This window comes from Pseudomonas sp. B13(2017) (assembly GCF_002113245.1).
GTDB classification, from domain to species: Bacteria; Pseudomonadota; Gammaproteobacteria; order Pseudomonadales; family Pseudomonadaceae; genus Aquipseudomonas; species Aquipseudomonas putida_Z.
Genome location: NZ_NEJX01000015.1, coordinates 108,841 through 134,132, shown reverse-complemented (window position 1 = coordinate 134,132; position 25,292 = coordinate 108,841). Strand labels below are relative to the sequence as shown.

General features: G+C 64.4%; 23 protein-coding genes. 10 read left to right on the top strand and 13 right to left on the bottom strand.

Annotated features, from left to right (window positions below; translation table 11 throughout):
* Positions 1 to 79 precede the first annotated feature (79 nt).
* A complete protein-coding gene (locus CAG44_RS19365) occupies positions 80 to 829 on the bottom strand; it encodes a FadR/GntR family transcriptional regulator (protein WP_024087290.1) in 750 nt (249 codons plus the stop codon).
* 203 nt (positions 830 to 1,032) lie between these two features.
* Here CAG44_RS19365 and CAG44_RS19360 point away from each other — a divergent pair, with 203 nt between their 5' ends.
* Positions 1,033 to 1,362: a hypothetical protein gene (locus CAG44_RS19360; RefSeq protein WP_023660807.1), complete on the top strand. Its 330-nt coding sequence runs from the start codon at positions 1,033 to 1,035 to the stop codon at positions 1,360 to 1,362.
* Between the two features lie 171 nt (positions 1,363 to 1,533).
* Here the strand turns inward: CAG44_RS19360 and CAG44_RS19355 are convergent, their stop codons facing one another.
* Both CAG44_RS19355 and CAG44_RS19350 read right to left on the bottom strand, forming a co-directional pair.
* Entirely contained in the window at positions 1,534 to 2,454 is a 921-nt protein-coding gene (locus CAG44_RS19355; RefSeq protein WP_085692803.1) for a LysR family transcriptional regulator, read from the bottom strand.
* A gap of 41 nt (positions 2,455 to 2,495) precedes the next feature.
* Positions 2,496 to 3,470 carry a quinone oxidoreductase gene (locus tag CAG44_RS19350; RefSeq protein ID WP_085692802.1) on the bottom strand — a complete coding sequence of 325 codons (975 nt, stop codon included), beginning with the start codon at positions 3,468 to 3,470 and terminating at the stop codon, positions 2,496 to 2,498.
* 450 nt (positions 3,471 to 3,920) lie between these two features.
* On the opposite strand from CAG44_RS19350, the gene CAG44_RS19345 reads away from it, so the two are divergent.
* Positions 3,921 to 4,829 carry a LysR family transcriptional regulator gene (locus CAG44_RS19345; protein WP_085692801.1) on the top strand — a complete coding sequence of 303 codons (909 nt, stop codon included), beginning with the start codon at positions 3,921 to 3,923 and terminating at the stop codon, positions 4,827 to 4,829.
* Here the strand turns inward: CAG44_RS19345 and CAG44_RS19340 are convergent, their stop codons facing one another.
* Complete coding sequence (locus CAG44_RS19340; protein ID WP_025338822.1) at positions 4,830 to 5,348, bottom strand: DMT family transporter; 519 nt, start codon at positions 5,346 to 5,348, stop codon at positions 4,830 to 4,832.
* 204 nt (positions 5,349 to 5,552) lie between these two features.
* Between CAG44_RS19340 and CAG44_RS19335 the strand changes: the two genes are divergently transcribed.
* Positions 5,553 to 6,317 carry a hypothetical protein gene (locus CAG44_RS19335; RefSeq protein ID WP_085692800.1) on the top strand — a complete coding sequence of 255 codons (765 nt, stop codon included), beginning with the start codon at positions 5,553 to 5,555 and terminating at the stop codon, positions 6,315 to 6,317.
* 4 nt (positions 6,318 to 6,321) lie between these two features.
* Here the strand turns inward: CAG44_RS19335 and CAG44_RS19330 are convergent, their stop codons facing one another.
* The gene (locus CAG44_RS19330; RefSeq protein WP_025338820.1) at positions 6,322 to 6,903 is read right to left on the bottom strand and encodes a hypothetical protein; all 582 of its coding nucleotides are present in this window, start codon (positions 6,901 to 6,903) and stop codon (positions 6,322 to 6,324) included.
* A 226-nt stretch (positions 6,904 to 7,129) separates the two neighbouring features.
* On the opposite strand from CAG44_RS19330, the gene CAG44_RS19325 reads away from it, so the two are divergent.
* Positions 7,130 to 9,262 (top strand): TonB-dependent siderophore receptor, encoded by a 2,133-nt coding sequence (locus CAG44_RS19325; RefSeq protein WP_178076939.1) that lies wholly within the window; start codon positions 7,130 to 7,132, stop codon positions 9,260 to 9,262.
* 166 nt (positions 9,263 to 9,428) lie between these two features.
* The gene (locus tag CAG44_RS19320) at positions 9,429 to 9,728 is read left to right on the top strand and encodes a hypothetical protein (protein ID WP_085591561.1); all 300 of its coding nucleotides are present in this window, start codon (positions 9,429 to 9,431) and stop codon (positions 9,726 to 9,728) included.
* A gap of 17 nt (positions 9,729 to 9,745) precedes the next feature.
* On the opposite strand, the gene CAG44_RS19315 is transcribed toward CAG44_RS19320, so the two are convergent.
* Positions 9,746 to 10,558: a class I SAM-dependent methyltransferase gene (locus CAG44_RS19315; protein WP_085591563.1), complete on the bottom strand. Its 813-nt coding sequence runs from the start codon at positions 10,556 to 10,558 to the stop codon at positions 9,746 to 9,748.
* A gap of 368 nt (positions 10,559 to 10,926) precedes the next feature.
* Positions 10,927 to 13,113, bottom strand: a complete 2,187-nt coding sequence (locus CAG44_RS19310) for an OsmC domain/YcaO domain-containing protein (protein ID WP_085692798.1) — start codon at positions 13,111 to 13,113, stop codon at positions 10,927 to 10,929.
* A gap of 347 nt (positions 13,114 to 13,460) precedes the next feature.
* Here CAG44_RS19310 and CAG44_RS19305 point away from each other — a divergent pair, with 347 nt between their 5' ends.
* The 4 genes from CAG44_RS19305 to CAG44_RS19290 all read left to right on the top strand — a co-directional run bounded on the left by CAG44_RS19305 (position 13,461) and on the right by CAG44_RS19290 (position 18,692).
* The gene (locus CAG44_RS19305) at positions 13,461 to 13,916 is read left to right on the top strand and encodes a (2Fe-2S)-binding protein (protein ID WP_003259224.1); all 456 of its coding nucleotides are present in this window, start codon (positions 13,461 to 13,463) and stop codon (positions 13,914 to 13,916) included.
* A complete protein-coding gene (locus CAG44_RS19300) occupies positions 13,916 to 16,165 on the top strand; it encodes a molybdopterin cofactor-binding domain-containing protein (RefSeq protein WP_085692797.1) in 2,250 nt (749 codons plus the stop codon). The genes CAG44_RS19305 and CAG44_RS19300 overlap by 1 nt, the downstream gene beginning before the upstream one ends.
* A gap of 17 nt (positions 16,166 to 16,182) precedes the next feature.
* Positions 16,183 to 17,526, top strand: coding sequence for a cytochrome c (locus CAG44_RS19295; RefSeq protein ID WP_075044980.1), 1,344 nt, complete (start codon positions 16,183 to 16,185; stop codon positions 17,524 to 17,526).
* A 146-nt stretch (positions 17,527 to 17,672) separates the two neighbouring features.
* Entirely contained in the window at positions 17,673 to 18,692 is a 1,020-nt protein-coding gene (locus CAG44_RS19290) for an XdhC family protein (protein ID WP_085692796.1), read from the top strand.
* Between the two features lie 132 nt (positions 18,693 to 18,824).
* Here CAG44_RS19290 and CAG44_RS19285 read toward each other — a convergent pair whose 3' ends face one another.
* From CAG44_RS19285 to CAG44_RS19270, 4 genes are all read right to left on the bottom strand, one after another.
* Positions 18,825 to 19,613 (bottom strand): ABC transporter substrate-binding protein, encoded by a 789-nt coding sequence (locus CAG44_RS19285; RefSeq protein WP_085591573.1) that lies wholly within the window; start codon positions 19,611 to 19,613, stop codon positions 18,825 to 18,827.
* 166 nt (positions 19,614 to 19,779) lie between these two features.
* Positions 19,780 to 20,421, bottom strand: coding sequence for a LysE family translocator (locus CAG44_RS19280; protein ID WP_025338811.1), 642 nt, complete (start codon positions 20,419 to 20,421; stop codon positions 19,780 to 19,782).
* 50 nt (positions 20,422 to 20,471) lie between these two features.
* Entirely contained in the window at positions 20,472 to 20,672 is a 201-nt protein-coding gene (locus CAG44_RS19275; protein ID WP_012271937.1) for a DUF1289 domain-containing protein, read from the bottom strand.
* Positions 20,673 to 20,680: 8 nt separating this feature from the next.
* Positions 20,681 to 20,998 (bottom strand): hypothetical protein, encoded by a 318-nt coding sequence (locus CAG44_RS19270; protein ID WP_025338810.1) that lies wholly within the window; start codon positions 20,996 to 20,998, stop codon positions 20,681 to 20,683.
* Positions 20,999 to 21,313: 315 nt separating this feature from the next.
* Between CAG44_RS19270 and CAG44_RS19265 the strand changes: the two genes are divergently transcribed.
* On the top strand, positions 21,314 to 23,062 hold the full coding sequence (locus CAG44_RS19265) for a BCCT family transporter (RefSeq protein WP_025338809.1): 1,749 nt from the start codon (positions 21,314 to 21,316) through the stop codon (positions 23,060 to 23,062).
* Between the two features lie 92 nt (positions 23,063 to 23,154).
* Here the strand turns inward: CAG44_RS19265 and dddP are convergent, their stop codons facing one another.
* On the bottom strand, positions 23,155 to 24,501 hold the full coding sequence (dddP, locus tag CAG44_RS19260) for a dimethylsulfonioproprionate lyase DddP (protein ID WP_085692795.1): 1,347 nt from the start codon (positions 24,499 to 24,501) through the stop codon (positions 23,155 to 23,157).
* 262 nt (positions 24,502 to 24,763) lie between these two features.
* Complete coding sequence (locus CAG44_RS19255) at positions 24,764 to 25,243, bottom strand: VOC family protein (protein ID WP_085692794.1); 480 nt, start codon at positions 25,241 to 25,243, stop codon at positions 24,764 to 24,766.
* Positions 25,244 to 25,292 lie beyond the last annotated feature (49 nt).

The following is a 25,292-nucleotide window of genomic DNA, read 5'->3' as shown; positions in this document are numbered from 1 at the left end:
ATTGCTGCACCCTCAAGATAAGGTGATCCCTGTGGGAGCGGGCGCGCCCGCGAAGAGGCCGGCACAAGCGACGAAGGCCTCAGGCCCCCTGCGCCTCGGCCTCTTCATGCGCCTGGCGCAAGCGCTCGCGGCTGTTGCTCAGGTGCATGCGCATGGCCATCTTCGCGCCTTCACTGTCCCGCCGGGCGATGGCTTCGTAGATCGCCTCGTGCTCATGCATCAGCCGGCTCATGTAGTGCGCCTGGTCATCATGGGCCAGCCGCGCCGAGTTCAACCGGGTACGCGGGATGATGCTGGTGCCCAGGTGGTTGATGATGTCGGCGAAGTAGTGGTTGCCGCTGGCCTGGGCAATGCGCAGGTGGAACTGGAAATCCGCCGACACCGCATCCGTGGCGTGGGCAGCCCCTTCGTTGAGTTCGTCCAGCGCCGCACGCATGCCGGTCAGCTCTTCATCGCTGCGCCGCTGCGCCGCCAGGCCCGCCGATTCGATCTCCAGGGCAATGCGCAACTCCAGCACCGCCAATACTTCGCGCAGGGTGACCACGGTCGCCGGGTCGATACGGAAACCACCCGTGGCCGGCGCGTCCAGCACGAAGGTGCCAATGCCGTGGCGGGTCTCGACCTGCCCGGCGGCCTGCAGCCGCGAGATCGCTTCACGCACCACCGTGCGGCTGACACCCTCTTCGGCCATGATCTGCGATTCGGTCGGCAGCTTGTCGCCGCGCTTGAGCTGGCCGCTGCGAATGCGCTCGGTCAGCACCGTGACCAGTTCCTGGGCCAGACTGCGCGGCTTGCGCCGGGTCTTTGCCTGTACCTGCTGCTCTGTCATTGCCCTGTATTTCACCTTGAAAGACAGCGCTCATCATAGCGCAAGCGGTTGTACGATCACATACACGCAGTGCGGTATTTATTCGCTGGTTTGCACGCCACCAGTCGATTGCGAGCGACCATGGTCTGACGGCAAATTGCTGGCCCCCAGTGCCTGCTTGTGAAGGCAAACTTCGTTTTCCTTCAGATGCTTAGGACAGCAACATGCGAGTACTTCTAGCAACGATGGCAGGCTGCCTGCTGGCCACGCTCGCTTTCGGCGCCCAGGCACGGGCGCTGAGCCAGAACGATCGCCACACTTGCGGCTGGGGCGCGCAGATAGCCGCCGAGGCGCAGCAGGCCAAGCTTTCCGGGGTAACCCTGTATGCCACGCGCAAGAAGCTGCAGGCGCGCAAATTCCCCAAACCGTGGATGCGCATGACCGCCTTCGGCATTACCGAACAAACCTACAACAGCCGCTCGCGGCTCAAGCCTGCAGCGATCAAGCAGACCTATTACGAGCAATGCGTGCAGCATGCTGTAGCAAGGCGATAAAGCTCTGCAGGAGATTGCCCAGCCCTTTGGGGTACGCTGTGGGAGCGGGCGTGCCCGCGAATGCCACAACGCGGTGTATGGCACCGGCTCCGCCGGTGTTCGCGGCGGTTCGACGCCTCGACATGCCCGCTCCCACAGGTGCCCTGCTAATTCAATTGGTTATGTGCAATTCTATAGCCGCCATGGTGCGCCGGCCTCGAAGCGTGCTTCCAGCCACGCCTTGAAAGCCACCAGGGCGGCAGTGTTGAGGCGCGCGGTCGGCCGTACCAGGTAAATGCCTGCCGCCACATCCAGCTGCCATTGCGGCAGCACCCGCACCAAGCGCCCGGCGGCGAGGTCCTCGCCCATCAGCCAGTCCCCTCCCGCCAGGATGCCAACGCCACGCCGCGCCGCCTCCAGCAGGGCTTCGTTGTCATTGCTGCGCAGGCTGCCGGCAACCTTGACACTCACCTGCTGCCCACCACTCATCAGTCGCCATTCAGGAAAGCTTCGCAAGCCACTGAAACCCAAGCAATTGTGCCCAGCAAGATCCTCCGGTTGCCCAGGTGCGCCATGCCGGGCCAGGTACTCGGGCGACGCACACAGGATGCGCAGGTGATCGCACAGCTTCCTGGCCACCAGGCGGTTGTCAGCCAGCTCGCCAATGCGGATGGCGGCGTCGAAACCCTCGCCGATCAGGTCGACGAAACGATCGGCATACTCGGCCTCCACCATCACCTGCGGGTAGGCCAGCACGAAATCGGCCAGCATCCCGCTCAACCAGCGCCGGCCCATGGCTGCCGGCAATGCCAGGCGCAGGCGTCCACGTACTGTCGCCGCCCCTTCGGCCGCTTCCTGTTCGGCCTCGGCGATCAGCCGGCTGGCCTCGCGCACCTTGGCCACCAGCCGCTCGCCTTCATCGGTAAAGCGCAGTTGCCGCGTGCTGCGCTCCACCAGGCGAATGCCCAGGCGCACCTCCAGTGCACTCAGGCGCTTCGACAGCACCGTGGGGTGGCGCTCCAGCTGCCGCCCGGCAGCGGCAAACGAGCCCTGCTCGTGCAGCGCCAGCAAGGTGGCAAGTTCATCGGCGCGGCGGCTGTCGAAGGCATCCATGGCAAGGCTCGGCACAAGGCAGTAGGGGTGGAAGTCGGGTATCAGGCAGTAAGGACCAGCGCGCCCTCCGACTGCCCTTGCTCCAGGTCCCCGTGGGCCCTGGCCGCGTCGGCCAGCGGGTAGGCACGCCAGACCCGAGGCTGGATGATACCCTCGGCGACCGCCGCCAGCACATCGGCGGCGCGCTGCTGGTACTCGTCGACCGTGCGGGTGTGTGCTGCCAGCGAGGGCCGGGTCAGGTACAGCGAGCCCTTGGCGTTGAGCGTGGCAACCTCGATGGCCGCCGGTGCGCCGGAGGTGCCGCCGAACGACACCAGCAAGCCACGCACCCGCAGGCTGTCCAGCGAGGCTTGCAGCGACACCTTGCCGACACAGTCATAGGCCACGTCCACGCCCTGGCCCTGGGTCAACTCGCGGACCTGGCCGGCCAAGGTTGCCGCGTCGAACACCAGCACATGGTGGCAACCCGCTGCCTGCGCCCTTGCCACACTCTGCGGGCGTGATACCACGCCGATCACCGTCGCCCCCAGGTGCCGCGCCCAGGGCGCCATCAGCTGGCCCAAGGCACCGGCGGCTCCGTACAACAACACTTGGCTACCCGGGCCCACGGCATAGGTGGTCTTCAACAAGTACTGCGCCGTGATGCCCTTGAACAGCACGGCGGCAGCGGCCTGGTCATCCAGCTGCGGCGGCAGCTTGATCAGGCGCTCGGCCGGGTACAGGCGGCCGCTGGCGTAACCGCCAACCGGGCCCATGGCATAGGCGACCCGGTCGCCCACCTGCACGTCATGTACCCCTTCGCCGACGGCGGCGACCCGCCCAGCCCCTTCCAGCCCCAGCCCGGAAGGCAAGTCCAGTGGGGCACCGCCCTTGCGCTGCAACAGGTCGAGCGGGTTGACACCCATGGCCGTCTGTTCCAGCCAGACCTGGCCGGGCCCTGGGGCTTGTGCTTGCAAGTGTTCAAGCTGCATGACATCGGCGGTGCCGGTGCTGTTGAGAACGATGCGGGTAGCCATGATCGAATCCTGTTGGATGGGTGTTCGAGTCAGGCTAATCAGGCGGGGAAAGTTGAACAATCAGGCGGGATGCAGATGATTTCTGCACCCCTTGCAGCAATTCGCTCAGTGCCTCAGCTCCCGGTCAGCGCTACAGGCCGACGCTCGCCGGCAAAGAACAGCGGACGCAGGCGCACGCCGATCAGGTTGCCGGCATAGGGGCGCCCAGGCTACGCGGCTCGGGTGTTGCGGTTGCGGAAAGACCCATAGGAATACTCGGATAACAGTGAAACGGGTGGGGAGTATAACCCCAACGACTGACACGGTCCTTGTGAGCGGCCTTGTGTCGCGATGGGCCGCAACGCGGCCCCGACAATGTCAGCCATGATGCCGAAATCCTGGGGCCTCGACAGCCTTGGGCATTTGTTAAGCTGATGAAAACTGCCAGACACAACCAAGACCATTCACACCATGGATGAACTACGCAAGATCGACCTCAACCTGCTGCTCGCCCTGCACGCCCTGCTGAGCGAAAAGCACGTGACCCGCGCCGCCCTGCGCCTGCACCGCAGCCAACCGGCGGTAAGCCACGCCCTGGCGCAGTTGCGCAAGCACTTCGACGACCCCTTGCTGGTGCGCCAGAACGGCCGCATGGCCTTGACCGCCCGCGCCCAATCGCTGGCCAAACCGCTGCACGACGCCCTGGGCAACCTCAACGGCCTGCTGGCCGCCCCACAGTTCGAACCGGCCAAGGCCCAGCGTCGCTTCAGGCTCTCGCTGTCCGACTATTCCTCGCGGATCATCCTGCCACCCCTGCTGCGCCATCTGCGCCAGGTCGCGCCCGGGGTGGACCTGGCCATCAGCCAGGCCAGCCGCGAAACCATGCTGGCCCAGTTGCTCGATGGTGAACTGGACCTGGCCCTGGGCATCTTCCCGGATTTGCCCCAGGCCATCACTGCGCAGCCGCTGTTCACCGACAGCTTCATCAGCGTTGCCGACCGCCAGGTGCTGCCGGCCAGCGGCGGCCTGGCCCTGGCCGACTGGCTGGCCCGCCCGCATGTGCTGATGGCCATGCACCCGGATGCCTTCGATGAAATCGAACGCGCCCTGGCAGCGCAAGGCCTGCGTCGGCGGATTGCCCTGGCCTTGCCGCACTGGAGTGCGGCGGTCGAGGTGCTGGCCGGCACCGACCTGATCCTGACCGTGGCCAGCCGCGCGGTGGGCTCGCTGCACCAGCACAGGACATTGCGCCAGTTCGAGCCGCCACTGGCGATTCCTTCGTTTGATTACCAACAAGCCTGGCACAGCCGCAAGGACGACGACCCCGGGCATCGCTGGCTGCGGGAAACCGTGTGGGCGTGCAGCCAGCCGGGGCGCTGATCAGCCTTCCGGCTGTTTCACCACAGCAGTGGCACTGGCCGGCGTGCCTGCTGCCCAGGTGCCCTGCACCAGCAGCACGCCGCAGAGGATCAGCACCACACCCGCCAACCTGGCCAGGTTGAGCGGCTTGCCCCCCAACCCCATCACCCCGAAGTGGTCTGCGACCACCGCCGTGATGATCTGCCCCGCCACCACCAGCACCAGGAAACCCGCGGCGCCCAGCCTGGGGGTGAGCGCCGCGGCACCGGCCACGTACAACGCCCCGAGCACACCGCCAACCCACAGCCACCAGGGCCCCTGCAAGGCCTTGCCCATGTCCGGCGCCGGCACCCTGAGGATCAGCAGCGCGGCGATCACTACCAGCGAACTTACCGTCAATGACGTGAACGCACCCCACAACCAGTGCCCCAGCGCCCGGCCGACGGCGGCATTACCCGCAGCCTGGAACGGCAGCACGGCACCGGCAAGCAACGCCAGGGCAAAGGGAAGCACCAGAAGGCACAAGGTCTTGCTGAACATGGCAGTCCTCATTCGTGACAGATGTTCAGGCGATGATCGGAAAATTCCCTTTATCCATGGAAATCGAAAGTGTGCACGCATGCTATTCGCCACATGGATACCAGCCAATTGGGCTAGGATGCTGCGCAGCCTCGGCGCCCGCGGCCTAAGCCGGCGGCTTCACGGCTGAGGCCAGACCAAACCGTATGTGATGGAGCACATTCGATGACAGATGAACGTACAACCCTGATCGACCATGGGCAGTTGCCCACCCGCAACCTGGCCGAATGCCTGGCAGTGGATCAAAGGACCCTGGTCCGTGCACTGGCGGGCCAGTTGCCCGACAAGCTGATCGAACAGCTGGCTACCTGCGCCGAAGAAACATGCTCGCAGGGCCTGTCAAAAAAAATCACGGGAATCGGCCTTGCCCTTGGGCAGTGGCTGGAACCCGTACCTGCGCCCCAGCGCCAGCAGGTGATGGAGCAGTGCAGCGCACACAGCTCCGATACGGTGCGCAGCTGGGCGGCCTTCGCCCAGGCGCACCTGTCGCGCACGCTCGATCTCGAAGCCGCATTGCTGGCCCAGCTGCGTTTTGCTCGCGATGAACATTTTGGTGTGCGCGAATGGGCCTGGATAGCCCTGCGCCCGCGCCTGGCTCAAGCGCTGGATGATGCCCTGGCCCTGCTTGCCCGACATGCCGGCGACAGCAACCCACTGGTACGACGCTTCTGTATCGAGGTGCTGCGCCCACGTGGCGTCTGGTGCGAGCACATCGCCGCACTCAAGCAAGCGCCCGAAGTGGCCGAGCCACTGTTGGTGCCGCGCCTGGCCGAAGCAGACAAGTATGCCCAGGACTCGGTTGCCAATTGGCTCAACGATGCCAGCAAGACTCGGCCCGATTGGGTGATGCAGCTGTTCGAACGACATCCGCCGTCATGCAAGGCATCACGGCGGATCCATGCGCGGGCAACCCGTAGCCTGCCCCAATGAAGGGTCAGCGCGAGGTTTCGACGCGCAGCACTTCGGTGTAGATCGCGTCGACCGTCTGGCCGACCTTGAGGTTCTTCATGCGTGCCTGCAGGTCAGGGTTCTCGACCTTGACCACCTGCAGCTTGCCCTCCGGCGGCAACAGGCTCACCTCATGCGTCTCGAGGTCGATCTTCTTGATCTGCGAGGTCACCTTGACCTGGCGGAACGCCTCGCCGCCCGGGTTGGGGTTGTCTGCCGTGGCGCGAATGGTACCGGACTCCTCAGTCGCCTTCGGTGCACCGCCCACCTCGGGATTCAGCACATAGGCCACCGCTCGGGTCACGTAGATGTCGACCTGGTCACCCACCTTGAGGTTGGGCAGCGCCTTGGCCTTTTCCGTGAGCTGGAAGGTCACATCCTTCTTGGCGTCAGGGCCTTTCACCGTGACCTGGCGGCTGGCCAGGTCGATGGCCGTGACCTGCGTGGTGACGTGGCTTTCCAGCGCCTCGCTACCAATGGGAATACCGGCAGCCTGCACCGTGAAGCTGGCGGCGGACGCCAGGGTGGCAAGGGCAACAGCACGAGCGAGAGAGCGAATTGGATTCATAGGCCTGCTTCCATGTGATCAAGACCGGATGGGGGCGTGAAATGTTCACGCGCCAACAAGCATAGCCCTTGCCTGGCACATTGCCGGCCCTCCCCCTTGCGACGCGTTTTGTCGTTTTTTTGCCACGAGCGCCCTTGCAACAGCAAATGCGAACTCTTTACACTTGCTTTACATTTACAAATCATTACTATTCGTGACCTTCAAATACAACAAAGAGTCACCTGTAATGGCAAAAAAGTCTGTTGCACCAGCATCCATTTCCATGCTGGGCCTGCTGGTTGTGCCTGCTGTTCACGCGGCTGTCCAACCTGAATCGCAGGGTTCCCTCGCCTTGCCCGCCACTGCCGTCACCAGCGCCTACGAGCAGCAAAGCTACAAGGCCAGCGAAAGCCGCAGCGCCATGAAGATCGACGCCCCGCTGCGCGACATCCCGCAAACCGTCAACGTCGTGCCCGAAAGCGTGATCAAGGACCAGGGTGCGCAGTCCATGGAAGACGTGCTGAAGAACGTGCCCGGCGTCGGCCTGTCCAACGGCGACGGCCAGCGTGACCAGGTGACCATTCGCGGCTTCAGCGCCATTGGCGACATGTACATCGACGGCGTGCGCGACGACGCCCTGTACTTCCGCGACCTGTCCAACATCGAGCGGGTCGAGGTGATCAAGGGCCCTGCCGCCGTGCTGTATGGCCGTGGCTCTTCGGGCGGCCTGATCAACAGCATCAGCAAGAAGCCGAGCTTCACGCCCAAGCGCGAAGTCGGCATGAGCTTCGACAGCGAAGGCAAGCGCCGTACCCAGTTCGACACCGGCTGGGCCGACCCGCAAAGCAACCAGGCCTACCGCGTGACCGGTGCCTTCGAAGACAGCGACACCTTCCGCGACGATGGCTACATCGACCGCAAGGCCATCGCGCCGTCGGCCTACTTCCGCCTCTCCGACGACCTGGAACTGAACCTGGGCGCCACCTACCTGTACGACAAGCGCCTGATCGACTTCGGCATCCCGGCGCTGGGCAACCGCCCGGTAGATGTGGACCGCGACAAGCGCTTCGGCTCCGGCGATGCCGACCAGGACTACGCCCGCAGCGAAGTGTTCTCGCTGACAGCCAGCCTGGACTACCGCATCAACGACGACTTCACCCTGACCAACACCAGCCGGTACTACCGCTACGACCTGGACCGCAACAACACCTTGGCCGACAGCAGCCTGAAGCGCTTCGTCACCGCGCCTGACGGCGAACTGCTGGTCAAGCTCAACCGTGGCAACGTCGCCCGCGACGAGTACGGCATATTCAACCAGACCGAACTCAAGCAACAGGCACAGCTTGCCGGCATGCAGCACAACCTGCTGTATGGCGTGGAAGTGGGCTTCCAGGACAAGCACCAGCGCTCTTTCAGTCAAGACAATGTGGCCAGTGTTCCCGTTTACCGCGATGCATTAGTGCCGGTACCCGACCACGCATCTACGCTTCGTCTGAAAGGTACCAACTACCAGCAGACCACCGGCCTGTATGCACAGGATATGATTGAGCTGGCTGAACATTGGAAGGCTCTTGTAGGCATACGTTACGACATCTTTGGTCAGGAGTATGACGACGAACGCGTAGACAATGTCGACCTTGACCGCACCGACAAAACCTGGAGTCCCCGCGCCGGTCTGGTCTATCAACCGGACGCTATCCAGTCCTACTACGTTTCGGTCAGCCGCAGCTATCAACCTTCAGGAGAGATGTTTGCAGTCACCGCCGGTAACGCAGACTTGGAACCCGAGGAAACCACCAACTACGAGTTGGGCGCCAAATGGGACTTGCTTGATAGTCGCCTCTCGATCACTGCGGCCATCTTTCGCCTAGAACGCACCAATGTGAAGACCCCAGACCCAACCATCCCAGGTTTGACGATATTGGCCGGCGAGCAGCGCACCGACGGCTTCGAAGCCACCGTCAGCGGGCAGCTCACGGACAAGTGGCAGATCTACGCCGGCTATGCCTACCTGGATGCCGAGATCACCAAGTCCAACAGCAAGACCAACGACATTGCCAACGAAGGCCAGACCCCTACCCTGACGCCGCGTAACAGTGCCAACGTCTGGCTGGTGCGTACCCTGACCCCGGAATGGCGCGTGGCCGCCGGCGCCAACTACGTCGACGAGCGCTACACCGCACTCGACAACGTGGTGGTGATGCCGGGCTACACCACCTTCGACGCCGCGCTGCTGTACAGCGTGCCGCAGTGGGACGCCGCACTGCGCCTGAAGAACGTGTTCGACCGCGACTACTATGCCTCCGCGCACGGTTCGGTGGACCTGATCACCCCGGGTGCACCGCGTACGCTGGAAGCCAGCTTCAACTACCGCTTCTGATCGTTGCCCCAGGCGCAAGGCCTTGCCATGGTGCAAGGCCTTGCGCTGCATCTGGTGCAACGCAAGCGTTCACCGCTTCGCTTGAATGCAATATCCTGTGCAGAGTATGGCACCGGCCTTGCCGGTGTTCGCGGCGGGGAGTCATGCGCCTCGGTAAGGAGAGCATATGAGCAGTAAACCGATTCGCCCCTACATGTCCTGGGCGCTGACCACCCTGCTCGCCTTCAGCCTGGCACTCACCGCCGGCTGCTCCAGCAAAGCCAGCAAGGCCAGGTATGCGACGCCCGCAACGGGCTCCAACTGCTTCGCCAAAGCCGTCCCCACCACCGGCGAAGGCGGCCTCGCGTGGGGCAATACGCTGAGCATTGCCCGGCAGAAATCGCTAAACAACTGCGTGCGTTATGCAAGCCGGTCAGGGGGCACACCGAAGACGTGCCAGGTGGTGATGGCCAAGTGCAAGAACTGAGCACTTGGCCCGTGGGCTCAACCTCGAATGATCACCACTTCAAGGTACTCACTCGGCACCACCAACGACGACGTGCCGCCCACATTGCTTTCATTCAACAGTTGCGCCAGATCCCGCTCCAGCGCCCCGGCCGCCTCCGGCTCCAGCGAGGCAAACGCCTTGTGCACCGGCCCGTACCAGGTGCGGAACACCTCGATGAAATGCGCCGCCGAGCGATAGCGGAAATTGAAGTGCTGGCGGCTGACCTTCAATTCGCCCAGCGCCCCCTCGAACATCACGCGCAACTGTTCTTCATCACCCCAGCGTGAAGGCGGCAGAGCCCCGGCTGGTGGCGGTACATGCCGCCCGAGGGTCTTGAACATCTGCCCGACGAACCCTTGCGGGGTCCAGTTGGCCAGGCCGATCCGGCCACCGGGTCGGCACACCCGGCCCAGTTCACGCGCGGCCTGGGCCTGGTCGGGCGCGAACATCACGCCGAAGGTGGACAGCACCGCATCGAATGTTCCATCGCCAAATGGCAGCGCTTCGGCATCGGCGGTCTGGAACACCACATTGAGGTGCTCGGCCCGCGCACGTTCTTCACCGCGCTTGAGCAGCTCGGGCACATAGTCGGTGGAGGTGACACGGCAGCCGCGCCGGGCAGCAGCCAAGGTGGCATTACCGTTGCCGGCGGCGACATCCAGCACCTGCTCGTCCCAGCGCAGGTCACAGGCTTCGGCCAGGCGCTCGCCAACCAGTTGCAGGGTGGTGCCGATTACCGCGTAGTCGCCACTGGCCCACGCGGCTTGCTGGCGGGCTTTGAGGGCATTGGTATCCAAAGGGGTGCTCATGGTCTGCGCCTTCTTGTTGTGCGCGGCCGAGGTCCTTCTGGCGGTCAACGCGCCACGGATCGAGGGGATGGGAGCAAAACGCTACGCGCCTGGCAGGCAAAGCGGCAAGACAGATTGGGGATAGTGGCAAGAACAAAGCGCTATATGAAGGCTACCGGCCCAATCGCCGGCAAGCCAGCTCCCACCTCGACCGCATTCACCTCAAACCATCCGCAGTACCTGTAGGAGCCTGGCTTGCCGGCGATAAGGCCCTGATGAACAACACAAGACAGTTGCTCCCACCTCGACAGCATCGACCTCAAGTCATGTGCTGTACCTGTGGGAGCTGGCTTGCCGGCGATGAGGCCAGAATTGGAGCACTGCGGCTATCAGGCGAACTTGGCCCGGGCCGCGTGCAGCTTCTTGTAGCTTTCGATAAGGCGCAGGTGGCGATCGAGGCCTTCGAGCTTCATGCTGGTCGGGGTCAGGCCATGGAAGCGCACGCTGCCGTCCACCGAACCCAGCACCGCGTCCATGCGCGGGTTACCGAACATGCGGCGGAAGTTAGCTTCGTAGTCGTCCATTTCCAGTTCGTCGTCCAGCAGCACTTCCAGCACCACATTCAGCGCCTGGTAGAACAGGCCGCGCTCGACGGTGTTGTCGTTGAACTGCAGGAACGCCTCGACCAGCTCCTTGGCGTCCTCGAAGCGCTGTACCGCCAGGCAGATCAGCAGCTTCAACTCGAGAATGGTCAGCTGGCCCCACACCGTGTTCTCGTCGAACTCCACGCCGATCAGCGTGGTGATGGTGGTGTAGTCATCCACATCGCAGTTGTCCAGGCGCTTGAGCAGCAGCTTGAGGGAACGGTTGTCCAGGCTGTGCAGGTTGAGGATGTCGGCGCGGAACGACAAGGCGCGGTTGGTGTTGTCCCAGATCAGGTCCTCGACCGGGTAGATCTCCGAGTAACCCGGCACCAGGATGCGGCAGGCGGTGGCGCCAAGGTTGTCGTACACCGCCATGTACACTTCCTTGCCCAGGTCCTCGAGGATGCCGAACAGGGTCGCGGCTTCCTGCACGTTGGAATCCTCGCCGTGGCCGGAGAAGTCCCACTCGACGAACTCGAAGTCGGCCTTGGCACTGAAGAAGCGCCACGACACCACGCCACTGGAGTCGATGAAGTGCTCGACGAAGTTGTTCGGCTCGGTCAGCGCGTGGCTTTCGAAGGTCGGTTGCGGCAGGTCGTTCAAGCCTTCGAAGCTGCGCCCCTGCAACAGTTCGGTGAGACTGCGCTCCAGCGCCACTTCCAGGCTCGGGTGGGCGCCGAACGAAGCGAACACGCCGCCGGTGCGCGGGTTCATCAAGGTCACGCACATCACCGGGAACTCGCCACCCAGCGACGCATCCTTGACCAGCACCGGGAAGCCCTGCTCTTCCAGGCCCTGGATGCCGGCGACGATGGCCGGGTACTTGGCCAGCACCTCCTGCGGCACATCCGGCAGGCACAGCTCGCCTTCAAGGATTTCGCGCTTCACGGCACGCTCGAAGATCTCCGACAGGCACTGCACCTGCGCCTCGGCCAGGGTGTTGCCGGCGCTCATGCCGTTGCTGAGGAACAGGTTTTCGATCAGGTTGGACGGGAAGTACACCACCTGCTGGTCGGACTGGCGCACGAACGGCAACGAGCAGATGCCGCGCGCGGTGTTGCCCGAATTCGTGTCGTACAGGTGCGAGCCCCGCAGCTCGCCGTCCGGGTTGTAGATTGCCAGGCAGTGCTCATCGAGGATCTCGGCCGGCAGCGCATCGCGCGGGCCGGGTTTGAACCACTGCTCGTTCGGGTAGTGCACGAACGACGCGTTGGCCAGGTCCTCGCCCCAGAACTGGTCGTTATAGAAGAAGTTGCAGTTCAGCCGCTCGATGAACTCGCCCAGCGCCGAGGCCAGCGCGGCCTCCTTGGTCGCGCCCTTGCCGTTGGTGAAGCACATCGGCGACTGGGCGTCGCGCACATGCAGCGACCACACGTTGGGCACGATGTTGCGCCACGAGGCGATCTCGATCTTCATCCCCAGCCCGGCGAGGATGCCCGACATGTTGGCGATGGTCTGCTCCAGCGGCAGGTCCTTGCCGGGGATGTAGGTGCTGGTGTCCGCCACCGGCATCAGCAGGCCCTGGGCATCGGCATCAAGGTTGTCGACCACTTCGATCACGAACTCGGGGCCGGTCTGCACCACCTTCTTCACGGTGCAGCGGTCGATGGAGCGCAGGATGCCCTGGCGGTCCTTCTCGGAAATGTCCTCGGGCAGCTCGACCTGGATCTTGAAGACCTGGTTGTAGCGGTTTTCCGGGTCGACGATGTTGTTCTGCGACAGGCGAATGTTTTCGGTAGGGATGTCGCGGGTCTGGCAGTACAGCTTGACGAAGTAAGCCGCGCACAAGGCCGAAGACGCCAGGAAATAGTCGAACGGCCCCGGGGCCGAGCCATCACCCTTGTAGCGGATCGGTTGGTCGGCGATCACCGTGAAGTCGTCGAACTTGGCTTCGAGACGGAGATTGTCGAGAAAATTGACCTTGATTTCCATGCGGGATTACCGTGATTTAAGCGTGCAAAACGAAATTGGCCGGCATTATCCGGGTTTTTCTGCCGGAAGTCCTGTTTGCCTGTACCGGCCCTATCGCCGGCAAGCCAGCTCCCACAGGAACTGCACATGACTTGCGGTCGATACGGGCGAGGTGGGAGCCGGCTTGCCGGCGATAGGGCCGACACAGACTTGCGCATTTCACCGAATTGCTTGCCTGATCCTCTGAACCTGCCCCCGCCAGCAGACCAGCGGTCACCCCGCTGTGCTAGCGTTTCTGCACTGGGGAGCACCGTATTCCCCGATCAGAAGAAACCAAGCGACAGCAACCGTTGACGGGCAGGTGAACCATGGAACTACGCATCAACCAGAAGACCTACCAGGTCGAGGCAGACGCCGACACGCCCCTGCTGTGGGTGATCCGCGATGACCTGGGGCTGACCGGCACCAAGTATGGCTGCGGCCTGGCCCAGTGCGGCGCCTGTTCGGTGCTGGTGGACGGCAACGTGGTGCGCGCCTGCGTCACCCCGGTGGCCGGCGTGGTCGGGCGCGAGGTGACCACCATCGAGGCGATCGAGGCCGATGCCGTCGGCAAACGGGTGGTCGCGGCCTGGGTCGAGCACCAGGTGGCCCAGTGCGGCTACTGCCAGTCCGGCCAGGTAATGGCGGCCACGGCGCTGCTCAAGCACACGCCCAAGCCCAGTGACGCGCAGATCGAGGCAGCCATGGTCAACCTGTGCCGCTGCGGCACCTACAACGCCATCCATGCCGCCGTGCATGAGCTGGCCCAAGGGGAGAAGGCCTGATGAACACACCTGTCGATACCCCCGCCGAACTGCTCAAGCTGCAACTGGGCGAAACGGTCAACCTGTCGCGTCGGCGCTTTCTTGCCGGCACGGCTGTCGGTGCCCTGGTGCTGGGCTTCGGCCTGCCCATGGGGTCGGCCCGCGTACAGGCAGCCGCCGCAGCAACCCCGGAGCGCGGTACCCAGGTGCCGGCGTTTCTGGAGATCCGCCCGGACGGCAAAGTACGCCTGCTCAGCCCGTTCATGGAAGGTGGCCAAGGCCCCTTCACCGCCATGGCGCAGATCGTTGGTGAAGAGCTGGACGTCGACCCGGCCAATTTCGTGGTCGACAGCGCGCCGCCCGGCGAAGCCTATGTAGTGATGGAAAATGGCATGCGCATCACTGGCGGCAGCATGTCGGTGCGCATGAGCTACCCGACCATGCGCCGCCTGGGCGCCCTCGCCCGGGCCATGCTGCTGCAGGCGGGCGCCGAGCAGCTGGGCGTGCCGGTCGAAGAACTCTCCACCACGCCGGGTCACGTGGTACATACCACGACTGGCCGCTCCATCCCCTACGGTGAACTGGCCGGGCGGGCCATGGACCTGCCGGTGCCGGACCCGGCCAGCGTCAAGCTGCGCGACCCCAGCCAGTTTCGCTGGATCGGCAAGCCGGTACGTCGCCTGGATGCCTACGACAAGTCCACCGGCAAGGCTGTGTACAGCATCGATATCAAGGTCGACGGCATGCTCCATGCTGCCGTGCAGCACGCGCCCCGCCTGGGCATGACCGTCGGCAGCCTGCGCAACGAAGACCAGGTCAAGGCCATGAAGGGCGTGCATTCGGTGCATCAGCTGCCGGGTGCCGTGGCCGTGGTTGCCGAACGCTGGTGGCACGCCAAGCGCGCGGTCGAAGCCATCCAGGTGGACTGGAAGGAGCCCGCAGCCGACAGCCCGGTACGGCCAATGCCGGCCGACTTCTCCAGCGATGGCTGGCGCGAGCACCTGGCCACGGTCACGGGCCCGGCGCGCGACGACGAAAACCAGGGCGATGTGGCCGGCATGCTGGCCAGTGCCAAGACCCGGGTCGAGGCAACCTACCACAACCAGTACCTCAACCACGCCCAGCTGGAACCGCCGTCGGCACTGGCGCGCTTCAACCCGGACGGCACCCTGGAGGTGTGGCTGCCCAACCAGGCACCGGACATGTTCCGTGACGACATTGCCAAGCGCACCGGCCTGGCCCCGGCGCAGATCACCCTGCATTCGCCGTTGCTGGGCGGTTTCTTTGGCCGCCACTTCCTGTACGACTCGGCCAACCCCTACCCACAGGCCATTGCCTTGGCCAAGGCGGTCGGCCGGCCGGTGAAACTTATCTGGAGCCGCGAAGAGGAATTCCTCCGAGATGTGCTGCGCCCGGTCGCCGTGGTGAAGTTCCGCGCCGGGCTGGATGCCGACGGCCTGCCGGTGGCCCTCGAAGCCGTGAGCGCCACCGAAGGCCCGACCGAAGCCATCGCCGGCAAGCAAGGCGAAAAGCTCGACCCGACCGCGCTCGAAGGGCTGTCGGGCAAGTCCTACGCCATCGCCAACAAGCGCATCGCGCAGATCTACGTGAAAGGCCCGGCCATGCTCGGCTACTGGCGCTCGGTGGGCAACTCGCTGAACGACTTCTTCTATGAGTCGTTCCTCGACGAACTGGCCGACAAAGGCGGCAAGGACCCGTTCGAACTACGCCTGCACCTGCTGCGCGACAACCAGCGCCTGACCAACCTGTTACAGGCCGTCGCCGAACTGTCCGGCGGCTGGAAACGTGGGCCGTTCACCGCCGAGGATGGCAGCAAGCGAGCGCGTGGCGTGGCCATGGCCTCGCCGTTCGGCTCGGAGGCAGCGGTCATTGCCGAGGTATCGATCGAGAATGGCCAGGTCAAGGTGCACGACATCTGGCAGGCCATCGACCCGGGCAGCATCGTCAACCCGGCGATCATCGAGCACCAGGTCAACGGCGCCGTCGCCCTCGGCCTGTCGCAGACGCTGCTGGAAGAAGCGGTGTACGTGGATGGCAAGCCGCGCGCGCGCAACTACGACCTGTACCCGATCCTGCCGCCGTCGCGCATGGCCAGGGTGCATGTGCGCATTGTCGAAAGCGGGGCGAAGATGGGCGGCATCGGCGAGCCACCGTTGCCCGCCGTGGCACCGGCGGTGGCCAACGCAGTCGCGCAGCTGACCGGCCAGCGCGTGCGCAGCCTGCCATTGAGCCGCCATACCTTCAGCTGAGCACACAAGGACGCCCCATGACCCACCGTTTCGCAAGAACCGCTGGCTGGCTGGCGCTGCCGTGCCTGGTCGCGGCAGGCCTGCTGGCCTGGTACGTCACCCGCGAGCCCGCCTCGCCATTTGCCGATGCGCAGGCCACCACTGCCGACCCGGCGCTGGTCAGCCGTGGCGAGTACGTGGCCCGCCTCAGCGACTGCGTGGCCTGCCACAGCCTGCCGGACGGCAAACCGTTCGCCGGCGGGCTGGAAATGGCCACCCCGCTGGGGGCGATCCACGCCACCAACATCACCCCCGACCGCGACACCGGCATCGGTGGCTACAGCCTGGCCGACTTCGACCGTGCCGTGCGCCAGGGCGTCGCGCCCGGTGGCCGGCGGCTGTACCCGGCCATGCCCTACCCGTCCTACGCCAAGCTCAGCGATGACGATGTAAAGGCGCTGTACGCCTTCTTCATGCACCGCGTACAACCCGTGCAGCAAGCCAACCTTGCCAGCGACATTCCCTGGCCGCTGAACTGGCGCTGGCCCATTGCCATGTGGAACGGCCTGTTCGCCGCCACCACGCCATACGCCGACCAGGCCGGGCAGGATGCCCAGTGGAATCGCGGCGCCTACATCGTCCAGGGCCCTGGCCACTGTGGCAGCTGCCATACGCCGCGCGGCCTGGCCTTCAACGAAAAGGCCCTGGATGACAGCGGCAAGCCGTTCCTCGCTGGTGCCCTGCTCGATGGCTGGTATGCACCGAGCCTGCGTGCCGACCCCAACACCGGGCTGGGGCGCTGGAGCGAGGCCGAGATCGCGCAGTTCCTCAAGACCGGGCGCAACCGGCATGCGGTGGTATTCGGCTCGATGACCGAGGCATTCAACAACTCCACGCAGTTCATGAGTGACGACGACCTGGCCGCCATTGCCCGCTACCTGAAGTCGCTGCCCGGCGACCCGCAACGCGACGGTGAGCCGTGGCAGTACCAGGCCGAAACGACGGCGGCGCGGCTCGACAGCCCTGGGGCGCATACTTATGTAACCCGCTGTGCGTCGTGCCACGGCCTGGACGGCAAGGGCCAGGCCGAATGGATGCCGCCTTTGGCCGGCGCTACTTCGGCACTGGCCAAAGAAGACGCCTCGGCGATCAATATCACCCTCAATGGTTCGCAGCGGGTGGTGACGGCCGGGTTGCCCGATGCCTATCGCATGCCGGCCTTCCGTGAGCAGTTGAGTGACCAGGAAATTGCTGATGTGCTGGGTTTCGTGCGCAGTGCCTGGGGGAACAATGGCGGCGCGGTGAATGCGCAGGCGGTGGGCAAGTTGCGTGGGCATACCGACCCGGCCAGCAGTAGCCCGATCATTTTGCACATGCGCTGAAATGGGTAGTGGCTGTACCGGCCTCTTCGCGGGCACGCCCGCTCCCACAGGTATGGCGCCGCTCTTCAGGACTGTGGGGTCCCTGTGGGAGCGGGCAAGCCCGCGAAGAGGCCGGCACAGCCAACATCAGGTTTAATGGAGTACCCATGGAAAGCATCGACCTGCTGGTCCTGCGCACCACCCGAGACTGGCTCGCCGCCGGCCACCGCACCCTGCTCGCCACGGTCGCCCGCACCTGGGGCTCCTCCCCCCGCCCGGTCGGCTCGATGATGGCCCTGCGCAGCGACGGCCGTGTGGTCGGCAGTGTCTCTGGCGGCTGCATCGAGGACGACCTCATTCACCGCTACACCCGTGCCTACGGCGGCCCCGGTATGCCCGGCGGCCTGCCCCAGGTGGTGCGCTATGGCGTCAGCGCCGACGAGGCCCACCGCTTTGGCCTGCCCTGTGGCGGTACCCTCGAACTGGTGCTGGAATTCGCCCCGTCGCTGCCACACCTCGAGCAACTGCTCGCCGGCCTCGACGGCGGCAATCTGGTACGCCGTGGGCTTGACCTGCGCAGCGGCGAGGCCAGCCTCACCGCCACCACCACGCCCGAACTGTTCAGCTTCGATGGCCAGCACATGCTCAGCACCCTCGGCCCCGGCTACCGCCTGCTGCTGATCGGTGCCGGCGCGCTGGCCGAATACCTGGCGACCATGGCCCTGTTCAATGGCTTCAGCGTTTCACTGTGCGACCCGCGCCCCGAGTACACGGCAGGTTGGAACGTTGCCGGCGTCAACCACCTGGCCGGCATGCCGGACGACGTGGTCCGCGCCTTCGCCCCAGACCTGCGCAGCGCCATCGTCGCCGTCAGCCACGACCCCAAGCTGGACGACCTGGCCCTGCTCGAAGCCCTGCACAGCCCGGCGTTCTATATCGGTGCCATCGGCTCACGGCGCAACAGCCAGCTGCGCCGCGAGCGGCTGATCGAACACTTTGGCGAAAGCGAAGCGTCGTTGCAGCGCCTGCACGGCCCTATCGGCATTTATATCGGTAGCAAGACCCCGGCCGAGATTGCCGTCAGCGTCATGGCCGAAATCCTAGCGGCGAAGAACGATGTCACCCTGCCCGGCGCAGTCAGCGTGACCCGGGCCAAGGAAGCCGAGCAGCTGGCCCGGTCCTTGTAGGAGCGGCCTTGTGTCGCGATGGGGCGCGAAGCGGCCCCGGCGATATCTGCGGCGAAGCTGAAAACAGGAGGCGCTGCGCGCCCCATCGCGACACAAGGCCGCTCCTACAAGGACCGCATACCAGGCTGCTATTTATTGCCAACGCTCCAGGTTTTGCTGCAGCAGTTGCTCCGGCAACGCCCCGGCAACGATCTTTTCCATCTCCCTCGCCAGCGCCTCACGCAGCTGCGGCTGGTTGCAGGGCGAGTCATGCGACAGCGCCAGGTACAGCCCTTCGCTGGATATCGGTGGCTCCAGCACCTGCAAAGTGTCGGCAATCCCCAATGTGCGCGCCAGCGCCAAGCCGGGATACTGCTCGTACACCACATAATCGCTGCGCTTGTGCATCAACTTCTCGAATGCCTGCCTGGCACCGGGTACCGCTTCGAGGGTGAGGTTGGTCCTGGCGTAGTCGTCGAACTGCTGGCCGTGGCTGTTGTTGACCAGCGTGCCGCCTTTGCGCCCCTTCAGGTCGGCCCATTGCTTGTACGCAAAGGTATTGTCCTGGCGCACCCAGACAACGCTGGGGGTATGCAGGAATGCCGGGGCAATGAAGTCCATCTGTTGCCGGCGGGCCTCGGTCAGGAAATACCCAGCCATCAGGTCGATCCGGCCCGTGCGCACTTCTTCCTGGGCGCGCGACCACGGCCCGCCGTAGACCACCTCGATTTCCAGCCCCAACTGCTTGCCCAGGTACTTGAGCAGGTCGGCATTGGCACCGATCAGTTGCTCGGGGTTCTGCGGGTCGCGCCACAGGTAGGGGGGGTATTCCGGGTTGCCGGTGGCAGTCAGCCGCCGGCATTCCTCATGCGCTACCGCCGCCAGCGGCAGCAGCAGGCACGGCAACAGCAACAAGGCGTGGCGAAAGCAGCGCTCGATCATCGACAACCCTCGGCACATGTAACATCCGCAGACCCGGAGCGGTGGCCAAAGGCTGCCACATCCTGTGGTCGACTGCAGCACCCATCTGTGCGTGCTGTAGACAGTCTGGACCATGTATGGCCATCAGGTTGGCCTTTTATCGGCCAGAAGGAGCGGCCCTCGTACTTCAGGCCCCCTGCCGGCGCATCGCCAGGATCGCCGCGCCAAAACCGATGAAGGTGGTGCCCACCACCCGGCTGACCCAGCGCGACAGCGACGGCCGGGTCAGCACGCCCTTGGCCCGCGCCGCCAGCGCGGCATACAGGCTCAGCGAAACCAGCGACAACGCCACGAATATCCCGGTCAGGATCAGGAACTGCGGCAGCAGCGCCGCCCCCTGGTCGATGAACTGCGGGAACAGTGCGGTGAAGAACATGGTCGCCTTGGGGTTGGTCACTGCCGTGAGGAAGGCCGACTTGTAGAGCTTCAGCGGCGTGGGCCGGACCTTGGCCACACCCTCTGCGGCGCCCTGCGCCAGCATCGGGCTCTTTTTCAGCAATTGCCGCGCCCCCAGGTAGAACAGGTAGCCCGCCCCCAGGATCTTCACGGCGTTGAACAGCATTTCGGAACTGGCCAGCAGCGCGCCCAAGCCCAGCATGGCCGCAGCAGAAAGGCAGAACAGGCCCGAACCATTGCCCAGCGACGACCAGATCGCGCTGCGCTGGCCATGGGCCAGGCTGTTGTTGATGGCCATCAGGGTGGCAGGGCCGGGGCTGGCGATCGCGATGGCAGCGACCAGGGTAAAGGCAAACAGCGAGTGAGAATCCATTTTCAGGCTCGTCAGACAATCAGGAAAGGCCGCGCACAGGGTGCGCAGGTTCAGTCGGCATTCTGCCGCTTGGCCGCCTTCTTGGCGATAGCCTTCATCCGCGTTGCCGCCCGCTGCACGGTGGCCATCTTCTCGGGGCGTTTCATGCCCCGCCATTTGCGGATTTCGTCACGGGTGCGGCCGCAGCTCACGCACAGCTCGCTATTGAGCTGGCACAGCGAGACGCAAGGGTTGTCGATGTCTTTGGCCATGCCGCCACTCAGCCGGGCATTTCTGCCCGCGCACGCTCGGCGGCGCCGTGGAACACCTGGCGCACTTCCTCGGCCTTGACCTTGCTGACCGACCTGGCGGCCAGCAGCTCGTCGACCACACGCAAGCCCTGTTCCAGGGCGGTGGCCAGTTGCTCGGGGTCGGAGGCGTCAGCGATATCACCCAGATAAGGAGCGATGAGATACACGTAACGGTCCTGCAGCTTGAGCGCTTCCAGCGCGTCGAGGGCTTTCTGGAACCGATCGGCAGCGGCAGGGCTCATGCTCAATTTATCGAAATGAATCAGGCTCACACGGTCAGTGGCCATTTGGACGAATCTCCGTTTCCTGGTACGGCCAGGCCCACAAGCAGCAGCGCTTCTACGGTGCTCGGATGTGCAGGCCCGGGGAATGCCCATCAGGGTACCAGAACGCGAAGCAGAAAGGGCCATCGCCCCCAGAACTAAAAGTATTTGGCAGGTCGCGTAATGGACGCCCCGGGGCGTTATCGGGACAGGAGCCGCCGTTTCGTGCACAGGATAATCCCGCCAGCAATCTCCCGGCCGAGGCAGTCATCGAACTCGGTAGCCCACACAACAACAAGCCTGCACCTGCAGGTAAGCCAGAAAGGGGCCTCATCATTCATGGCAAAGGAACACATCACCGAAACGCTCGACCTTGGCGTGACGGACCCCTCGAAAACCGCGGAAGCGCGCCAGGACCGGCGTTTCGAGGGCAAGCTCGACTGGATCGTCTTTGGTTTCACCAGCCTCCTGGCAATCGCTTTCGTCCTCTGGGGCTTCCTCAACCAGGCCAGCCTCGCCAGCAGCGCCTCCAGCGCGCAATCCTGGGTCATTCTCAACTTCGGCTGGTTCTTCGTGCTCACCTCCACGCTGTTCGTGGTGTTCGTGCTGTGGCTGGCGGCCAGCCGTTACGGCCGGGTCCCGCTGGGCCGTGATGGCGAACAGCCAGAATTCCGTACGGTGTCGTGGGTGGCGATGATGTTCAGCGCCGGCATGGGCATCGGCCTGATGTTCTTCGGCGTTGCCGAACCGCTGTCGCACTATGTGTCGCCACCGCCTGGGACGGCCAGCGGGCAGTCCAGCGAAGCGATGCAGGTGGCCATGGCCACCACGCTGTTCCACTGGACCCTGCACCCCTGGGCCATGTATGCCATCGTCGGCCTGGTGATTGCCTATGGCACCTTTCGTCGCGGCCGCTCGCAGCTGATTTCCGCCGCCTTCCGGCCGTTGATCGGCAAGCATGCCAACGGCCCGCTCGGCCGCCTGATCGACATGATGGCGATCTTCGCCACGCTGTTCGGCTCGGCGGCCTCTCTGGGCCTGGGCGCGCTGCAGATCGCCGGTGGCCTGGAATACAACGGCTGGATCGAAAGCCCCGGCAAGCTGTTCTACATCTCGATCATCACCCTGCTGACCATCGCCTTCGTCACCTCGGCGGTGTCGGGCATCGGCAAGGGCATCCAGTGGCTGTCCAACACCAACATGGTGCTGGCGCTGGTGCTGGCGCTGTTCGTGTTCATGGTCGGCCCGACCCTGCTGATGCTCAACCTGCTGCCAACCTCGATCGGCATCTACGTCAAGATGCTGCCGGAAATGATGGCCCGCACCAACGCCAGCGGCGGTGAGCAGATGAACAGCTGGCTGGCCGGCTGGACCGTGTTCTACTGGGCCTGGTGGATTTCCTGGACGCCGTTCGTGGGCATGTTCATCGCCCGCATCAGCCGCGGCCGCACCATCCGACAGTTCGTTACCGGGGTGCTGCTGGTACCGAGCCTGGTCAGCCTGGTGTGGTTCACCATCTTTGGCGGCGCGAGTATCGACGCCCTGCGCGAAGGCGCCTTCCAGCTGGCCAATGGTGCGGTCAACAGCAACCACGCGCTGTACCAGTTGCTGGACAGCTACCCGCTGGCCTCGGCGACATCGGTGCTGGTGATGGTTCTGGTGGGTATCTTCTTCGTTTCCGGTGCCGATGCGGCCTCGCTGGTGATGGGCACGCTGTCGGAACACGGCACCACCACGCCATCGCGACGTACGGTGATTTTCTGGGGTGCGCTGACCGGTACGGTGGCGGCGATCATGCTGGCAATCGGTGACCCGAGCGACCCCGGCGAGGCGCTGACCGGCCTGCAGAACCTGACCATCGTCGTGGCCCTGCCGTTCGTGGTGGTGATGGTGCTGCTGTGCCTGGCGCTGTACCGCGACCTGCGCAAGGACCCGATGATGCTGCGCCACCTGCGCGGCAACGAACTGATCGAAAAGGCCGTGCTGTATGGCGCGGTGAAGCATGGCGAAGAGTTCTACATCGTGGTGCAGGAGAAGAAGACTTCGGCCAAGCCGGCGTCGGCAGAGGCCGAAGTGACCGGCAACTGATCGGGCAAGCCTGTGGAACCGGGGCTGCCTTGCAGCCCTTCGCGGGCATGCCCGCTCCCACAGGGACCGCGAAGCGGTCCCGGGTTGCCCAATCAATCGCGCAGGAAGCTTTCCTCGAACGGGTAATGGGTCAACAGCTCATACCCGTCCTCGGTCACCAGCAACTGGTTCTCCAGCTTGATCCCGTCACGCCCACCCACTTCGCCCACATAGGCCTCCACGCACAAGGCCATGCCCGGCTGCAGTTCACCTTCGTAGCCATAGGACTCGAGGTCTTCCGGGTAACGAATGCTCGGGTACTCGTCGCATAGCCCTACCCCATGGAACATCACGCCGTAACGCTGTGCGCGGCAGCTCTCGGGCAAGCGGTGGCCGTTGCGGGTGAGTTCGGTGAAGCGCACGCCAGGCTTGACCATTTCGGCGTTGACGTGGATGTGTTCATGGGCAATGCGGTACAGGCGCTTCTGCTCTGCCGTGGGCTCCAGGCCACCGCAGATCCAGCTGCGCGACATGTCCACGCAGAAGCCATATACACCAATCAGGTCGGTGTCGAACGACAACAGGTCACCGTCACCGAGCACCCGCGGGCCGGACTCCTGGAACCAGGGGTTGGTACGCGGGCCAGAGCTGAGGATGCGGGTTTCGATCCATTCGCCGCCGCGGCGGATATTGCCGCTGTGCAGCGCCGCCCACACATCGTTCTCGGTGGCCCCGGCACGCATGGCCTGGCGCATTTCGGCCACCGAGGCTTCGCAGGAAGCCACGGCGCAGCGCATGGCGAGAATTTCGTCGGGGCCTTTGATCAGCCGGGCGAATTCGGTCACTTCCTGGCCATTGTGCACCTGCACGCCGAGCGCATCGAGGGCGCGCAGGCCGGCGACTTCGATGCGGTCCACGGCCAGGCGGCGGTTGTTGCCGGCATGGGTGCGCAGCAGTTCGTCGACCTGGGCGCAGAAGCGCCGGGCATGTTCCTCGGTGCGGTCACCGGTTTCGAAATAGAAGAACGAAGCGCCACTGCGCAGTTCGCTGACCAGCGGCAAATGCGCAGACAGGTGATCGCAGCCATGGAAGTCCCACAGCACCACATGGCCGCTGGCGGCGACGAAACAGGCTCGCGCGGGATTGTGGGTGGTCCACAGCTGCATGTTGGTGGTGTCGGTGGCATAGCGGATGTTCAGTGGGTCGAACAGCAGGATGCCACCGAGGTCGCGGGCCACCAGCTGCTCGCGGATACGCTGCAGGCGGTACTCGCGCATGGTTGGCAGGTGCGGCGCCTGCAGGCCGAGGGCAGCCCACTCGGCAAAGGCCAGCGGCGTAGGGCCGATTTCGGTGCGGTCGTTGTCGTCGACCGAACCGTCGGCCTTGAACGCAGCGGCGCGCTGGCGCGACGGGTCGATACGGCGGGCATTGGCGGGGATCGAGAACGGCGATGTCATCATGGCGTGCGGATTTCCTGGTTCTTGTTGTCTGGAAAACAGCGATGCATCGGGGTTGGCGTACGCTTCATCGTGCGTTGATGCGCCTGCTCGTTCGATCAGTCCCTTTGAATGAACAGCGGAGCCCCCAATTGCTACCCGAGTCTAGGGCGGGGCTGCGAGCCGATACATCGACATTTTCTAGGGCTTATTGATTACAAAAACTCATGATCAAAAGCACGCTCACCCCGATCAGCCCTCGATCAAGATGTCTTCACTGCCGTAATCAGCCCTTCAACGCCCCCTCTATCCTGGCCACATCGATCTTGCCCATCTGCATCATGGCCTCGAACGCCCGCTTGGCCGCTGCCCGGTCGGGGTGCCCGATGGCTTCGATGAGGATGCGCGGGGTGATCTGCCACGAAATCCCCCATTTGTCCTTGCACCAGCCGCAGACGCTGGCCTCGCCGCCATTGCCGACAATGGCATCCCAAAAGCGGTCGGTCTCGGCCTGGTCCTCGGTGCTGACCTGAAATGAAAACGCCTCGCAGTGCGTGAAGGCCTTGCCTCCATTGAGCCCCACGCAGGGAATGCCCATGACGGTGAATTCGACCGTGATCACGTCGCCCTCCTTGCCCGACGGGTAATCACTCGGTGCCTTGTGCAGCGCGATTACCTTGCTGTCGGGGAAGACGCTGGCATAGAAGTTGGCTGCCTCCTCGGCATCATTGTCGTACCAGAGGCAGATGGTGTTCCTGGCAGTCATGGCCTTGCTCCATGAGCGAATGTGAGCCCCTGAGTCTAGCCCCGGCAAG

Coding starts and splice junctions, on each gene's coding strand:
- dddP (WP_085692795.1), bottom strand. CDS start 24,501: ATGATGACATCGCCGTTCTCGATCCCCGCCAATGCCCGCCGTATCGAC.
- CAG44_RS19310 (WP_085692798.1), bottom strand. CDS start 13,113: ATGGAAATCAAGGTCAATTTTCTCGACAATCTCCGTCTCGAAGCCAAG.
- CAG44_RS19330 (WP_025338820.1), bottom strand. CDS start 6,903: ATGAATCCAATTCGCTCTCTCGCTCGTGCTGTTGCCCTTGCCACCCTG.
- CAG44_RS19285 (WP_085591573.1), bottom strand. CDS start 19,613: ATGATCGAGCGCTGCTTTCGCCACGCCTTGTTGCTGTTGCCGTGCCTG.
- CAG44_RS19275 (WP_012271937.1), bottom strand. CDS start 20,672: ATGGCCAAAGACATCGACAACCCTTGCGTCTCGCTGTGCCAGCTCAAT.
- CAG44_RS19325 (WP_178076939.1), top strand. CDS start 7,130: ATGGCAAAAAAGTCTGTTGCACCAGCATCCATTTCCATGCTGGGCCTG.
- CAG44_RS19270 (WP_025338810.1), bottom strand. CDS start 20,998: ATGGCCACTGACCGTGTGAGCCTGATTCATTTCGATAAATTGAGCATG.
- CAG44_RS19300 (WP_085692797.1), top strand. CDS start 13,916: ATGAACACACCTGTCGATACCCCCGCCGAACTGCTCAAGCTGCAACTG.
- CAG44_RS19305 (WP_003259224.1), top strand. CDS start 13,461: ATGGAACTACGCATCAACCAGAAGACCTACCAGGTCGAGGCAGACGCC.
- CAG44_RS19295 (WP_075044980.1), top strand. CDS start 16,183: ATGACCCACCGTTTCGCAAGAACCGCTGGCTGGCTGGCGCTGCCGTGC.
- CAG44_RS19290 (WP_085692796.1), top strand. CDS start 17,673: ATGGAAAGCATCGACCTGCTGGTCCTGCGCACCACCCGAGACTGGCTC.
- CAG44_RS19340 (WP_025338822.1), bottom strand. CDS start 5,348: ATGTTCAGCAAGACCTTGTGCCTTCTGGTGCTTCCCTTTGCCCTGGCG.
- CAG44_RS19335 (WP_085692800.1), top strand. CDS start 5,553: ATGACAGATGAACGTACAACCCTGATCGACCATGGGCAGTTGCCCACC.
- CAG44_RS19280 (WP_025338811.1), bottom strand. CDS start 20,421: ATGGATTCTCACTCGCTGTTTGCCTTTACCCTGGTCGCTGCCATCGCG.
- CAG44_RS19315 (WP_085591563.1), bottom strand. CDS start 10,558: ATGAGCACCCCTTTGGATACCAATGCCCTCAAAGCCCGCCAGCAAGCC.
- CAG44_RS19345 (WP_085692801.1), top strand. CDS start 3,921: ATGGATGAACTACGCAAGATCGACCTCAACCTGCTGCTCGCCCTGCAC.
- CAG44_RS19265 (WP_025338809.1), top strand. CDS start 21,314: ATGGCAAAGGAACACATCACCGAAACGCTCGACCTTGGCGTGACGGAC.
- CAG44_RS19355 (WP_085692803.1), bottom strand. CDS start 2,454: ATGGATGCCTTCGACAGCCGCCGCGCCGATGAACTTGCCACCTTGCTG.
- CAG44_RS19360 (WP_023660807.1), top strand. CDS start 1,033: ATGCGAGTACTTCTAGCAACGATGGCAGGCTGCCTGCTGGCCACGCTC.
- CAG44_RS19255 (WP_085692794.1), bottom strand. CDS start 25,243: ATGACTGCCAGGAACACCATCTGCCTCTGGTACGACAATGATGCCGAG.
- CAG44_RS19350 (WP_085692802.1), bottom strand. CDS start 3,470: ATGGCTACCCGCATCGTTCTCAACAGCACCGGCACCGCCGATGTCATG.
- CAG44_RS19320 (WP_085591561.1), top strand. CDS start 9,429: ATGAGCAGTAAACCGATTCGCCCCTACATGTCCTGGGCGCTGACCACC.
- CAG44_RS19365 (WP_024087290.1), bottom strand. CDS start 829: ATGACAGAGCAGCAGGTACAGGCAAAGACCCGGCGCAAGCCGCGCAGT.